Raw genomic sequence first — 13153 nt, 5'->3', positions numbered from 1 at the left:
ACCTCTGTCAGGAGTAAACTAGATCTACGACCCTTACAAGGAGCACGCTAGGGCCTCGCCCTGTCAGGAGTCAAGATGCTTTTTGCCCATGACACCGAGCTGGCGCTGCAGTACGCCGCGTCGCTCATCAACACCGCGCCCGGGCACGGCGACTCGATGGAGGAGGACCTCCCCACGGTGGAGTCGCTGGTGAGCCACATGGACGGCTGGCAGTGGAGCGGAGACCGCCCGCGGACCCGCGTCGCGCTCGAGGAGGTCCATGCCCTGCGCCCTCGGCTCCTCGATCTCTGGACCCGCGACGTCGAGAGTCTCGTGGCCGGCGTGAACGACCTCCTCGCCGAGCACCAGGCCCTCCCCCGCCTGGTCAGGCACGACGACCTGGACTGGCACATCCACGCGACCCGCGACGACGAGCCCATCGCCAAGCGCATGGCCGTCGAGGCCGCCATGGCGTTCATCGACCTGATCCGGTCCGGCGAGACCGAACGGCTCCGGGTGTGCGCGGCCGAGGACTGCGACGACGTGGTCATCGACCTCAGCAAGAACCGGAGCCGGCGCTACTGCGACGGGACGTGCGCCAACAGAGCCCACGTCGCGGCATACCGGGCTCGTCAGCAGTCCTGACCCCCGACTTCGTGCCCCTATGGGACACGAAGTGGAGGCCTTCGGCCGAAGATCCGCGTCCCAAAGGGGCACGAAGTCGATCTGTCAGGCCCGGCCGCCGAAGAGGCTCGTCACCGAGCCGTCCTCGAATACCTCCTTGATCGCGGCGCTGATGAGGGGCGCGATCGACAGCACGGTGAGGCCGTCGAACTCCAGCTCCGGCGCGATCGGCAGGGTGTTGGTGACGATGACCTCGCGGGCGGCGCAGTCACGCAGCCGCTGCGTCGCCGGCGCGGAGAGGATCGCGTGGGTCGCGGCGATGATGACGTCCTTGGCGCCGTCGGCCATGAGCGCGTCGGCAGCCTTGGTGATGGTGCCGCCGGTGTCGATCATGTCGTCGACGAGGACGCAGACACGGTCCTTGACGAGACCGACGACGCGGTTGGCGACGGCCTGGTTGGGCTGGTTGATGTCACGCGTCTTGTGGATGAAGGCCAGCGGCGCACCCCCGAGGCGCTTCGACCACTGCTCGGCGACCTTGATGCGGCCGGCGTCCGGCGAGACGACGGCGAGGTCCTCGTGGCCGTACTTCGCCGACACGTAGTCGGACAGCACCGGCTGCGCCATGAGGTGGTCGACCGGCCCGTCGAAGAAGCCCTGGATCTGGTCGGTGTGCAGGTCGACGGCGATGAGGCGGTCGGCGCCAGCCGTGTGGAAGAGGTCGGCCATGAGGCGGGCCGAGATCGGCTCGCGCCCGCGGTGCTTCTTGTCCTGGCGGGCGTAGCCGTAGAACGGCATGACCACGGTGATCCGCTTGGCGCTGGCCCGCTTGAGCGCGTCGATCATGATGAGGTGCTCCATGATCGCCTCGTTGAGCGGGGCGGCGTGGCTCTGGATGACGAACGCGTCGGAGCCGCGCACCGACTCCTCGTAGCGCACGTAGATCTCACCGTTGGCGAAGTTGTAGGCGCTCGTCGGGACGAGCTCGGTGCCGATGAGCGCGGCGATCTCCTGCGCGAGGCCGGGGTGCGAGCGCCCGCTGAAGATCATCAGCTGCTTCTTGGGCTTCTTGCGGATGTTGGCCGACTTCGGGCGGTCTTCCTTCATCGTCAGGCCTTCTGCTCGTCGTCATGTGCGTCGTCAGGCGCAGGGGTATGCCGGGTGCCTGCGTCCGTGGCTGCCTGGGCTGCCGCTGCGGTCGGGGTGCCGGCGCGGGCCCGGGCCACCCAGCCGTCCACGTTCTTCTGGCGCCCGCGGGCGACGGCGATCTGGCCGGGCTCGACGTCGCCGGTGAGGGCGCTGCCGGCCGCGACGTAGGCACCGTCGGCCACGTCGACGGGCGCGATGAGGACGGTGTCGGAGCCGACGAACGAGTGCTTGCCGATCGTCGTGTGGTGCTTGGAGACGCCGTCGTAGTTGGCGAAGATCGTGCCGGCGCCGATGTTGGCGCCGTCACCGATCGTGGCGTCGCCCGCGTAGGTGAGGTGCGGGACCTTGGCGCCGTCACCGATCCTGGCGTTCTTGGTCTCGACGAACCCGCCGATCTTGCCCTTGATGCCGAGCACGGTGCCGGGTCGGAGGTAGGAGTACGGACCGACGGTGGCCTGCGCGCCGATCTGCGCCAGGTTGGCCTCGGTGCGCTTGACCTCGGCGCCCTCGCCCACCTCGGTGTCGGTGAGCGTGGTGTCGGGACCGATCCGGGCGTCCGCACCGATGCTGGTCGCGCCGAGCAGCTGCGTGTTGGGCAGGATCGTCGCGTCACGGCCGATGGTGACGTCGGCGTCGATCCACGTCGTGGCTGGGTCGACGATCGTCACGCCCTCGCGCATCCATCTCTCGTTGTTGCGACGGTTGAGCTCGCGGCCCAGCGTGGCGAGCTGGACGCGGTCGTTGACGCCCTCGGTCTGCCAGAGGTCGTCGATGAGGTGGGCTCCGACCCGGTGGCCGCCGTCGCGGGCGATGGCAAGGACGTCGGTGAGGTACTTCTCGCCCTGGGAGTTGTCCGTGCCGACCTGCTCGAGCGCGGCCCGGAGGACGTCGGCGTCGAACGCCCAGATGCCCGAGTTGATCTCGGTGATCGCTCGCTGCTCGTCGGTCGCGTCCTTGTGCTCGACGATGCCGAGCACCGAGCCGTCCTCGGCGCGCAGGATCCGGCCGTACCCGCTGGGGTCCGGCACGCGCGCCGTGAGGACGGTGACCGCGCCGGCCGCGGTGGTGTGGGCGTCGAAGAGGGCGGCGATGGTCTCGGCCGTCAGCAGGGGGGTGTCGCCGGAGGTGATGAGGACGGTGCCACCCACACCCGCGGGGAGGGCGAGGAGACCGCACTCCGCGGCCCGGCCGGTCCCCTTGATCTCGTCCTGGTCGGCGATGACCGCGGCTTCGTCCAGCTCGGTGACGTGGGCGGCGACCCGGTCGCGGTCGTGGCGCACCACGACGACGACGCTCTCCGCGTTGCTTCCTCGGGCGGCGACGAGGGCGTGACCGAGGAGGGTGCGGCCCCCGATCCGGTGCAGCACCTTGGGGGTGGCCGACTTCATCCGGGTTCCCTCACCTGCGGCGAGGATGATGACAGCGGTGGGCCGAGCAGTGGTCACGAGTGGGGCTCCCGGGGTTCGTGGCGGCGTACCGCGCCACTCTACCGACGGGGAGCACGTATGCCGTCCGCGCCCACCGTCGCTGCGACCTCGCGCTTGACATCCGGGCTGCTGCGCCCGCAGGCCTCTTGCTGGCCGAGCGCAGTCGGCCGGAGTGCGCCATGCTTCTCGGCATCATTGAGACGAAGGAGTCCTCATGGTCGAGTGGCTGCTGTCACGCGACATCATCGGCGCTTGGACATGGGGTTCGACACGTCCGCCCGGGCATCGGCGGCTGTGCCCCAGGTGCGAGCACGTGGCAGTGGCTCCTCGACCACGAGCCCGGCGAATGGACGACCAAGCCGAAGTGGTGTTCACCCACCTGTGACGTCACCCCGTCGAGCAGGTGCGGTTCACCTCCACCGACGTGCGCGAGGTCCACACGGAGATGGTCGCGGTGCGGGCGACAGTGCTGTGTGGGTCGTCGGGGGCGGCGACCTCGGCATCCAGTTCCACGACGCCAGGAAGCTCGACGAGATCTGGGGGCAGTACGCCCCGGTGACGACGGGCGCGAGGCACACGTGCTGCCCCGCCGCGTCGAGCTCCGGCTCGAGGAGGCGGCCCGCAACCGCGACTTCGTCTGCGGCCGCTACTCCGTGAATCGCTAACTCACCCTTCGAGTCTTCCCAGGTGGCCGTCCTAACCCCGGCTCACGGACTCGGCAGAGTGCCTTGGGCTGCGAGGGCTCCGCTACTCGACTGACTCCCCATTGGGGAGGGTGCCAACATAGTGGTCGATCGCCTCGAGCAACGAACGCCACGACTCCAATGACGCCACTGGTCCGTCAATGTCGAGTCTCTCCAGCAATGTCCGGCGGTGAGTTGCGAACATCCTGTGCTGCTTTTTGAGCCGGCGCCCCGTGGCCTCGCTTGCGAGAATAAGGGCAGTCTTGAGCACGGTCTTAGGATCAGACTCGTTCTCGACGTGTTTCAACTTGGGGAGGCCGAGATCTGTTTTGCCGCTGGGGCGACCTACCACATTGCGGATCGCCGACTCGTCCAGAAGGAGCCACGCCTCCGTTGTCTGTATCGGCACGATGGGCACCACCCGCTCGACTCCCCAATGAGTGCTGGTCGAAGCATCTCGAATCTCCTGCAAACGCGGCGCGGGGTCGCGACCGTCGGCGTCGCGGTGCATGAAGACGACGTCAACGTGAGCCCCTTCTGCCTGAAGTAAAGCCAACTGTGATTCGACGGGCGGTTTATAGGGCCGGTACGTGCCGACCGCCTCTGAGCAGCCGGCGCGGACAAGAAGTGTCCCAAGGTGACCCACGAGGGCCTCGTCCGAGGTTCCCTCACGCAGGAGGACGAAGTTGACCGTTGTCACTTGCCGCCGTCCAGATTGATCGGCAGGACAAGCCGCGTGCCTGGCTGCTCCCATAGGTAGTCGGAAATGGCGGCCTTCGTGATCGTCGGGCCGTCGCCTTGGGCGGCGCGCCACGAACCTTCAAGCGCCGCGAGACGCACCGTCACGTGCGCCTCCCCAGCTACGTCGATCGTTGTGGGCAGCGCGAATAGCAGATCATCGCGCTCTTGGAACTGAACGAACGTCGTGGAGTGCGTGTTGACCAAGACTTGGCGCAGAGGGTTATCTGGGCCCGGCGTCTCTTCAGGATCAACGGCGAGGCCCCGCATGAGTTCAACCATCGCTTCAATTCGTCCTGGATGGATGCCGTTCTCAGGTTCCTCCATGCAGACGACGCCTGTGAACTCCGGGTCAGCATCCAGAATGCAGAGGGACAAGAACCGGAGCGTTCCATCCGAGAGCGATCGAGCAGGCAGCATTGGGCCATCACCAACTGTTGCGTTGAGAGTCAAAGTGTCTCTCGCGGAGTCGTAATCGACCGCTACTGATCTGACGTCGGTGAGGGCCGCCGAAGCTGCCGCGACGCGAGCAAAAACGTCCTGCCCATAGACCTCCCCAAGGCGAAACAGGGTGCTGGCCAAGTGAGCCCCGTTAGCGCCCATAGATCGCGGGTCCGCCGAGCTGTCTGGCGAGCGCATAGCGGAAGGCTCCAACCCCAAAAACCGCCAACTTTGCATCTCCCTGCGGACGGCAAGAATGGTCGGATCGTCTGTTGTGGTGGTTGTGCTAATAATTGTGCGAGGCGCATTATGGGCTGCTGACTTGCGTGGCTGTCCGCGACTTCCGCCGTCTTGATGGACATTTACAACGCTCGCCTCACTGCCCGAACCTTCGGTTGAGATGTAGGCAGGCACCCTTCGACCGCTTCTAACGACCGCGTCCCGAAATGTCCCTTTGCTATGGGGCCAGGGCAAATGACGCTTGGCGTCCCCTTGGGTAATGTGCCGCAGGTCCTCGGAAACCAAAGCGATCCGCCCCGTACGACCAAGAGAACCAACCGCCGGGGGCTCGTACCGCAGCACGAGGTCGTAGCGAACGAATGTCGCGCTAGGCTTTGCTTCCCGACCAAAGTCGTCAACTACCGGTGACGGGATGATCATCTCAGCAGCCAAGGTCAAGTTCCTCGCATGCCTTCCCCCACCCTCGTCCCAGAAAAGCGTCCTAGGATCACCGCCCCTCGTTCCCGCCTGCCTGACCTGCATTGCCGCATCCATGAAGGTGTGATCGGCGAGGAGTGAAAGGAACTGGAGGGCATCGAAAATATTGGACTTCCCGGACGCATTCACCCCCGCGATGCACGTATACGGGCCGAAGTCAGATGAGAAGCCCAACAGATTTTTAAAGCCATCAACCTCGAGTCGCGTCAGCACGTGGCCAACCTATCGGCCGCGGCTGCTCCACGGCAGCACAACACTGCCGTTCTACCGGAGACGCGCCGGTAGAACGCGGGCGCACGGCCTACGGCGACCGGTTGACCACCTCGCCGGGCGCTGCAAGGCAGCCCTCGGGTCACCAGGTATTTCGACATGTAAAGGGGCGTCAGAAACGCCTTCCACGAGAGAGCTCACCGTTCCGCTAGGGGACTTCAACGAGCATCGACATATGACTCGCGTAGCCACTACACTCCCAGGATCGGAGCCGGGACCGCGTGCAAGTCCGGGGCTGTCGTTTGTGTAGAGCCGAACCCATCGACCGCCACGCGACAACCGACGGATCGAAACTGGGAAGTTGGTCATTTTGCTGAGCTATGTAGCGCCGACCCCGGTGGACTAACCGGCCCATGACAGTGCTGCCTGCTCCCCGGGTAGGAGTCGAACCTACGTCGCTAGTCCTGATTCAAAGTCAGGCGGGCCCTGCCGGCAGACCAACCGGGGAACGATGCGCGGGGCGAGCCCACGGCATACGACGCACAGGTTAGTTGACCCGTGCGCGACCGCGTGCACGGTCCGGATCTGCGGGGAGCGGGCCTGGAGGGCACAATGGCGCGTGTGAGTCGAGACGAGGCTACGGTCAGGGCGCGAACTCCACGGGGGCGGATGACGGGTGCGCAGCGTCGTGAGCAGCTCGTGGGGATCGGTCGTCAGCTCTTCGCGAAGCGGGGGTACGAGGCGACGACCGTCGAGGAGATCGCCAGCGCGGCCGGGGTGTCCAAGCCGGTGGTCTATGAGCACTTCGGCGGCAAGGAGGGCCTGTATGCCGTGGTCGTCGACCGTGAGATCCAGCTTCTCCTCGGGGCGATCGCCGGTGCGCTGACCTCGGGGGGAGGCTCGCGGGCACTGCTCGAGCGGGCCGCGATGGCGCTGCTCGACTACATCGAGGGGTCGACCGACGGGTTCCGGATCCTCGTGCGGGACTCGCCTCCCGGGCAGCAGACCGGCAACTTCGCCTCGCTCATGTCCGACGTCGCCTCCCAGGTCGAGCACCTGCTGGCCGCGCAGTTCACCCATCGCGCCCTCGACCCCAAACAGGCGCCGATGTATGCCCAGATGCTCGTCGGCATGGTGGCGCTCACCGGGCAGTGGTGGCTCGAGAACCCCAAGGCCAAGAAGCGCGACGTCGCCGCGGCCCTGGTCAACCTCGCCTGGAACGGGCTCACCGGCCTCGAGGCGAAGCCCGTGATCACCACCGGCTGAGGCCGTGGGCCGACAGCCTGCCCAGCCCCCCAGACCCTCAAACGATGAAGTCGGCCTTGCGCGTCGCCACCTGCTGGAACTCGATGCGGTTGCCGACGGGGTCGTGGGTGTGGAAGCGCCGCACTCCCGGGATGGCGTTGTCCCAGCTCACCTCTCCCCCAGCGCCGGCGATGGCTGCCGCAAGGCTGTCGACATCGTCGGTCGCGAGGCACGGGTGTGCCTTGGCAGCCGGGGCGAAGCCGTCCTCGACGCCGCAGTGGAGCTGCTCCTCGCCCGCGGCGAACCACACTCCACCGCGTGCTGCGAGGAGCGGCGGCTTGTGCAGCTCGGCCATGCCGCAGACGACGCCGTAGAAGTGACGCAGCAGGTCCTCGCTGCCTGCGGGACAGGCGATCTGGACGTGGTGGATCCCGACGACGGACATCAGGCGCCGGCCTCGGTGGTGGTCTCCGGAGCGGCGTCGCCCTTGCGGGCCACCGCGAAGACGCGCCGGAACGGGAAGAGGACTCCGACCTCACCGCGCGGGTAGGCCTCACGCAGGGCTGCGGCATACGGCTCGATGAAGGCGTCCCGCTCCTCGCCCTCGGGAAGGATGTCGAGGACGGGTCGCAGGCCGGTGGCGCTCACCCAGTCGAGCACCGGGTCCTCCGACTCGCCCTCGGGGTCGAGGATGTGCGAGTAGACCGTCTCCCACGCGTCGACGGTGGCTCCGAGCCGGCTGAGGAAGGTGAGGTAGGTCTTAGGCTCGCCCACCGCCGGGAGGTCCAGCGCGGCGAGGAGCTCGTTGGCGCGGGCATGGGTGGCTGCGGTCTCGCGCATGAGGGCGTGACTGGGCGCGTCGAAGTTGTTGGGGACCTGGAGGGCCAGCCAGCCACCCGGAGCCAGGGCCTCGACCCAGGTCGGCAGGAGGTCGAGGTGGCCCGGCACCCACTGCAGGGTGGAGTTCGTGATGATGACGTCGGGGATCTGTCCGAGGGCGGCCGGGTCCCAGTGCCTGAGGTCGGCCTGGATCCACTCGACGCGGCTGTCGGTGTCGAGGGCACGGGCCGCCTCGAGCATGGTCTCCGAGTCATCGATGCCGACCACGCGCGCGCCCGGCCACAGCTCCGCGAGGGTGAGGGTCGCGGGGCCGTTGCCGCAGCCCAGGTCGACGACCAGCTCCGGGTCGTCGGCGCGCACCTGCGAGACGAGGTCGGCGAACGGACGACTCCGCTGCTCACCGAACCGTGAGTATGCCGCGGGGTCCCAGCTCGGCTGTGTGCGCATCGTGCTCCTCCTGCAGGTCATGGGCGATCCGTCGGCCAGTCCGGCTGTGTCTCACTCTCCCGCGAAGGTATCTTGATGTCAAGATACTTGACGCGAGTACAGTCGCCCCATGCCCGAGGATGATGTCGACCGTATCGTCTCAGCCTGGCGCCGCGAGCGTCCGGAGCTCGACGTCACCCCGCTCGAGATCCTCAGCCGGGTCTCTCGGCTCGCGCGCCGCCTCGACCTCGCGCGCGGCACGGCCTTCGCCGAGCACGGCCTCGACGGCTGGGAGTTCGACGTCCTGTCCGCGCTGCGACGGGCCGGTGCGCCCTACGAGCTCTCCCCCGGCCAGCTCATCGCCGAGACGCTCGTGACGAGCGGGACGATGACCAACCGGGTCGACCGGCTCCTGGGCCGTGGTTTCGTCGAACGCCAACCGGACCCTCGCGACCGCCGGGGCGTCATCGTCCGGCTGACGCCCGAGGGCATGCACACGGTCGACTCAGCTCTCGACGACCTGCTGGCCCGCGAACGCGACCTTCTCGCCGAGCTCCCCAAGAGTGAGCGGATGGCACTGGCCGGACACCTGCGTGTCCTCCTCACGCCCTTCGAGGCGAGCTGACGCACCTGCCGGCTCGGCCCGCGCCAGAGCTGCACGCCTTCCTCTCAGTTCGCTTGGTCGAGGCGGTCAGGCGAGGTGAGAGAAACCCACTTCAGGCGGGAAAGTTGATCAGGGTTCGAGAGTGTCGGCGGCTTCGAGCCACTCGAGCTCGAGGACCTCGCGCTCGTCGACGATGCTGCGCAGCTCCTGGTTGAGCTCGAGCACCTTGGCGTGGTCGCTCACGTGCTCGGTCATCGCTGCGTGGATCCGCTCCTCACGCGTCGCCAGCTTCGACAGCTGCTTCTCGACCCGGGACATGACCTTGCGCGCCTCGCGCTGCTCGGCCGGGCTGGCCGACGAGACAGGCTGTGCCGCAGCATTCTCGGACTCACGCACAGCGGCGGGCGACGCACCCGCGGCAGGCGGCATCGCGGCATACGTCGGGGTGACCGTGGCCCGCAGCTTGAGGTACTCCTCGACCCCACCCGGCAGCTGGCGCACGTGCCCGTCACCGAGGAGGGCGACCTGCTGGTCCGCGACGCGCTCGAGGAGGTAGCGGTCGTGCGACACGACGAGGAGCGTTCCGGCCCACCCGTCGAGGACGTCCTCGAGGGCGGTGAGCGTCTCGATGTCGAGGTCGTTGGTCGGCTCGTCGAGGAGGAGGACGTTGGGCTCGTCCATGAGGATCCGCAGCACCTGGAGGCGGCGCCGCTCACCACCGGACAGGTCACCGACGCGCGTCTGCTGGCGCGGCCCGGGGAAGCCCAAGCGCTTGGCCAGCGATGACGCGGTGACCTCCTTGCCGCCGAGGACGGTGACCTTGCGGACCTCCTCGACCGCGTCGATGACGCGGCTGTTGCTGAGCCGGTCGAGCTCACGGACGTCCTGGGTCAGGTGCCCGATGCGGACGGTGATGCCCTCCTTGCGCTTGCCGGCCGTGAGCGGGATCTCGCCCGCAATGGCGCGCAGCAGGGTGGACTTGCCCGAGCCGTTGACCCCGACGATGCCGATGCGCGCGCCAGGAGCGAGGTGCCAGGTGATGCGCTCGAGCAGGGTGCGGTCGCCAACGGAGACCGAGGCGTCGAGGAGGTCGACGACGTCCTTGCCGAGCCGGCTCGTCGCGAAGGCCATGAGCTCGACGTCGTTGCGCGGCGCCGGTTCGTCCTCGATGAGGGCGTTGGCGGCGTCGATGCGGAACTTGGGCTTCGACGTGCGTGCGGGCGGCCCGCGCCGTAGCCAGGCGAGCTCCTTGCGGAGCAGGTTGTTGCGGCGCTCGGCGGTGACCTTGGCCATCCGCTCACGCTCGGCCTTGGCCAGCACGTATGCCGCGTAGCCCCCGTCGAAGCCGTTCACCTGCCCCTCGACGACCTCCCAGGTGCGGGTGGCGACGGCGTCGAGGAACCACCGGTCGTGGGTGATGGCGACGAGCGCGTTGTCGGGCCGGGAGCGGTAGTTCACGAGGTGGTCGGCCAGCCACGCGACTCCCTCGACGTCGAGGTGGTTCGTCGGCTCGTCGAGCAGCAGGACGTCTGGGTCGTCGACGAGGAGCGAGGCCAGCGCCAGACGACGACGCTCGCCACCGGACTTGCCCGCCACCGTCGACTCCAGCCCGCCGAGCGCGGGTGCGTCGAGCCCGCCGAGCAGCCCGGTGAGGACGTCGCGGATGCGGGAGTCACCGGCCCAGACGTACTCCTCAAGGTCGCCGAGGACGACCTCCCGAACGGTCGCCCCAGGGTCGAGCGTGTCGTCCTGGGTCAGGACGCCGACGGTGCCACCGCCGAGACGGGCCACGCGGCCGCTGTCCACGGCGAGCTCACCGGCGATGACGCGCAGGAGCGTGGTCTTGCCGCCACCGTTGCGTCCGACGATGCCGATGCGGTCACCACCGGAGACTCCCAGCGAGACGCCGTCGAGCACCTGAGCGGTGCCGAGCGCGAGGGCAGCGCGCTCGACCGAGATGATGACTGCCACTAGTCGACCCGGGCCGGGATGACGTGGGCCCCGTGCACGGGCCCGATGGCCTTGCGCACCTCGCGGGCCGCGCCGGTGGCGGTGAGGGCCACGGTGAGGTCGATGGCCGACTCGACGTCCTCGACGAGGAAGGCAACGGTGGGACCCGACCCGGAGACGACGCCGCCGAGGGCCCCGAACTCCATGCCGCTCGCGAGCAGCTCGCCCAGCTCCGGGCGCAGCGAGATCGCGGCCTCCTGGAGGTCGTTGGTGAGCTGGGGCGCCAGGATGTGCGGGTCGCCCGAGCGCAGGGCGACCATGAGCTCCGAGTTGGGTTCTGGCTGCACCGTCTTCGCCTTGGCACGCTCGCGCAGCCGGTCGCACTCCGCATACACGTCCGGTGTCGGCAGACCGATGTCGCTGATCGCGAAGACCCAGTGATAGCTGCCTCGCGCGAGAACCGGCGCCAGGCGCTCGCCCCGACCACTCCCCACGGCGGTGCCACCCCGGATGAGGAACGGCACGTCGGAACCCAGCTCGGCGGCATACTCCTCGAGCTCCTCCGTCGACAGGGCGAGGCCCCACAGGCGGTCGCACGCCACGAGGGTGGCAGCCGCGTCCGCCGAACCGCCGGCCATGCCACCCGCGACGGGGATCGACTTGGCGATCGAGATCTGCACCGGGGTGTCCACACCGATCTCGTCGGCGAGGAGACGGGCGGCACGCATCGCGAGGTTCGTCGAGTCGGTGGGCACCGCGTCGGCGTAGGGGCCGGTCACGCTGCAGGTCCAGTCGTCGTCGAGGGAGACCGTGACGTCGTCATGCAGGTTGACCGCCTGGTACACCGTCGACAGCGTGTGGAAGCCATCCTCTCGAGGCGGTCCGACCAGCAGCTCGAGGTTGACCTTGGCGGGGACACGCACCGTGACGGGTGAGGGGTCCGAGTGGGCCGAGGTCATGTCGCCACCCTAGTCATGACGTGGTGACCCACTGACATCCACGCTGTCAGCGAACACGCTCGCGCCGGGGCGCCCGCCCGGGTTCCACTGTGGGCATGCGACTTCTCCTGCTCGGTGGGACGGCCATGCTCGGACGTGCGGTGGCGGAGCAGGCTGTCGCCGACGGTCATGAGGTGACCTGTCTCGCGCGCGGCGTCACCGGCGCCGTGCCCGACGGCGTCCAGTGGGTGCAGGGCGACCGTGACCTCGCCGACGGGCTCGCCGTGGTCAGCGGGGTCAGCGCGGCAGGCCGCCGCTGGGATGCGGTCGTCGACGTCTCGCGCCAGCCCGGGCAGGTGCGCCGCGCGGTCGCCGCCCTCGAACCGGTCGCCGACCACTTCGTCTTCGTCTCGACAGGCAACGTGTATGCCGACCACTCCGGTCTCGCGACCGACGAGTCCGTCCCGCTGTTGTCACCCCTTAATGGCGACGTCATGGCCGACATGAGCGTCTATGGCGAGGCCAAGGTGGCGTGCGAGGCCGCCGTGCTCGACGGCTTCGGTGCCGATCGGACGCTCATCGCCCGAGCCGGTCTCATCGGCGGACCGGGCGACGCCTCGGGCCGGTCGGGCTGGTATCCGTGGCGCTTCGCCCACCCGGCGGGGGCCGGCGGGGCGGTGCTGACTCCCGACGACCCGGACCTGCCCATGTCGATCATCGACGTGCGCGACCTGGCTGCTTGGCTCGTTCGCTGCGCCGACGCCGGGACGTCGGGGGTGTTCGATGCCTTCGGCGAGCCGGACACGCTGGGCGGGCTGCTGTCGGCCGCCCGTGAGGTCGCCGGTCACGACGGGCCCGTGGTCCCGGCCTCGGCCGAGTGGCTCGCGGAGCACGGCGTGCAGGAATGGATGGGCGAGGACAGCCTGCCGCTGTGGGTGTCGGACCCGGACTGGCGGGGCTTCGGCTCGCACACCGGAGCCGCGGCTCGAGCAGCCGGGCTCACGAACCGACCGGTGAGCGAGACGCTGCGGGACGCGGCGGCATACGAGGAAGTCCGTGACGTGCGCGAGCCGCGACGGTGCGGACTTCGCGACGAGACCGAACGGCGGCTACTCGGACTGCTCGGGCACTGAGGCCGCCGCTAACGCCTCTGGCTCCGTAAGGGGTTCGCGAACCTCCGCG

At 68.5% G+C, this 13153-nt stretch carries 13 protein-coding genes and 1 tRNA gene; 4 read left to right on the top strand and 10 right to left on the bottom strand.

Going from position 1 to position 13153, the window contains the following annotated elements; translation table 11 throughout:
- The first annotated feature begins 75 nt into the window (after nt 1-75).
- On the top strand, nt 76-624 hold the full coding sequence (locus tag ACZZ98_RS12225) for a CGNR zinc finger domain-containing protein (protein ID WP_463516494.1): 549 nt from the start codon (nt 76-78) through the stop codon (nt 622-624).
- An 84-nt stretch (nt 625-708) separates the two neighbouring features.
- Here ACZZ98_RS12225 and ACZZ98_RS12220 read toward each other — a convergent pair whose 3' ends face one another.
- The 6 genes from ACZZ98_RS12220 to ACZZ98_RS12195 form a co-directional block, all read right to left on the bottom strand.
- Entirely contained in the window at nt 709-1710 is a 1002-nt protein-coding gene (locus tag ACZZ98_RS12220) for a ribose-phosphate diphosphokinase (RefSeq protein WP_463516493.1), read from the bottom strand.
- 2 nt (nt 1711-1712) lie between these two features.
- Complete coding sequence (gene glmU / locus ACZZ98_RS12215) at nt 1713-3197, bottom strand: bifunctional UDP-N-acetylglucosamine diphosphorylase/glucosamine-1-phosphate N-acetyltransferase GlmU (protein ID WP_463516492.1); 1485 nt, start codon at nt 3195-3197, stop codon at nt 1713-1715.
- Between the two features lie 369 nt (nt 3198-3566).
- Nucleotides 3567-3692 (bottom strand): hypothetical protein, encoded by a 126-nt coding sequence (locus ACZZ98_RS12210; RefSeq protein WP_463516491.1) that lies wholly within the window; start codon nt 3690-3692, stop codon nt 3567-3569.
- A gap of 234 nt (nt 3693-3926) precedes the next feature.
- Nucleotides 3927-4562, bottom strand: coding sequence for a DUF4276 family protein (locus ACZZ98_RS12205; RefSeq protein ID WP_463516490.1), 636 nt, complete (start codon nt 4560-4562; stop codon nt 3927-3929).
- Nucleotides 4559-5971, bottom strand: coding sequence for an AAA family ATPase (locus tag ACZZ98_RS12200; RefSeq protein ID WP_463516489.1), 1413 nt, complete (start codon nt 5969-5971; stop codon nt 4559-4561). The genes ACZZ98_RS12205 and ACZZ98_RS12200 overlap by 4 nt, the downstream gene beginning before the upstream one ends.
- 426 nt (nt 5972-6397) lie before the next feature.
- Nucleotides 6398-6476, bottom strand: a tRNA-Gln gene (locus tag ACZZ98_RS12195).
- Nucleotides 6477-6637: 161 nt separating this feature from the next.
- Here ACZZ98_RS12195 and ACZZ98_RS12190 point away from each other — a divergent pair.
- Nucleotides 6638-7234, top strand: a complete 597-nt coding sequence (locus ACZZ98_RS12190; protein WP_463516488.1) for a TetR/AcrR family transcriptional regulator — start codon at nt 6638-6640, stop codon at nt 7232-7234.
- Between the two features lie 37 nt (nt 7235-7271).
- Here ACZZ98_RS12190 and ACZZ98_RS12185 read toward each other — a convergent pair whose 3' ends face one another.
- Both ACZZ98_RS12185 and ACZZ98_RS12180 read right to left on the bottom strand, forming a co-directional pair.
- Nucleotides 7272-7658: a VOC family protein gene (locus tag ACZZ98_RS12185; RefSeq protein ID WP_463516487.1), complete on the bottom strand. Its 387-nt coding sequence runs from the start codon at nt 7656-7658 to the stop codon at nt 7272-7274.
- Nucleotides 7658-8500, bottom strand: coding sequence for a methyltransferase domain-containing protein (locus ACZZ98_RS12180; protein WP_463516486.1), 843 nt, complete (start codon nt 8498-8500; stop codon nt 7658-7660). The genes ACZZ98_RS12185 and ACZZ98_RS12180 overlap by 1 nt, the downstream gene beginning before the upstream one ends.
- A 109-nt stretch (nt 8501-8609) precedes the next feature.
- Here ACZZ98_RS12180 and ACZZ98_RS12175 point away from each other — a divergent pair, with 109 nt between their 5' ends.
- Complete coding sequence (locus ACZZ98_RS12175) at nt 8610-9104, top strand: MarR family winged helix-turn-helix transcriptional regulator (protein ID WP_463516485.1); 495 nt, start codon at nt 8610-8612, stop codon at nt 9102-9104.
- 108 nt (nt 9105-9212) lie between these two features.
- Here the strand turns inward: ACZZ98_RS12175 and ACZZ98_RS12170 are convergent, their stop codons facing one another.
- Nucleotides 9213-11054 carry an ABC-F family ATP-binding cassette domain-containing protein gene (locus ACZZ98_RS12170; RefSeq protein ID WP_463516484.1) on the bottom strand — a complete coding sequence of 614 codons (1842 nt, stop codon included), beginning with the start codon at nt 11052-11054 and terminating at the stop codon, nt 9213-9215.
- Nucleotides 11054-11992, bottom strand: a complete 939-nt coding sequence (locus ACZZ98_RS12165) for a 4-(cytidine 5'-diphospho)-2-C-methyl-D-erythritol kinase (protein WP_463516483.1) — start codon at nt 11990-11992, stop codon at nt 11054-11056. Before ACZZ98_RS12165 ends, ACZZ98_RS12170 begins: the two co-directional genes overlap by 1 nt.
- A 95-nt stretch (nt 11993-12087) precedes the next feature.
- Between ACZZ98_RS12165 and ACZZ98_RS12160 the strand changes: the two genes are divergently transcribed.
- Nucleotides 12088-13104: an NAD-dependent epimerase/dehydratase family protein gene (locus tag ACZZ98_RS12160; RefSeq protein ID WP_463516482.1), complete on the top strand. Its 1017-nt coding sequence runs from the start codon at nt 12088-12090 to the stop codon at nt 13102-13104.
- Nucleotides 13105-13153: the final 49 nt, after the last annotated feature.

This window comes from Knoellia sp. AC549 (assembly GCF_979258975.1).
Note: the sequence above shows the minus strand (reverse complement) of the source record. Positions and strands in the feature narration are given on the sequence as shown.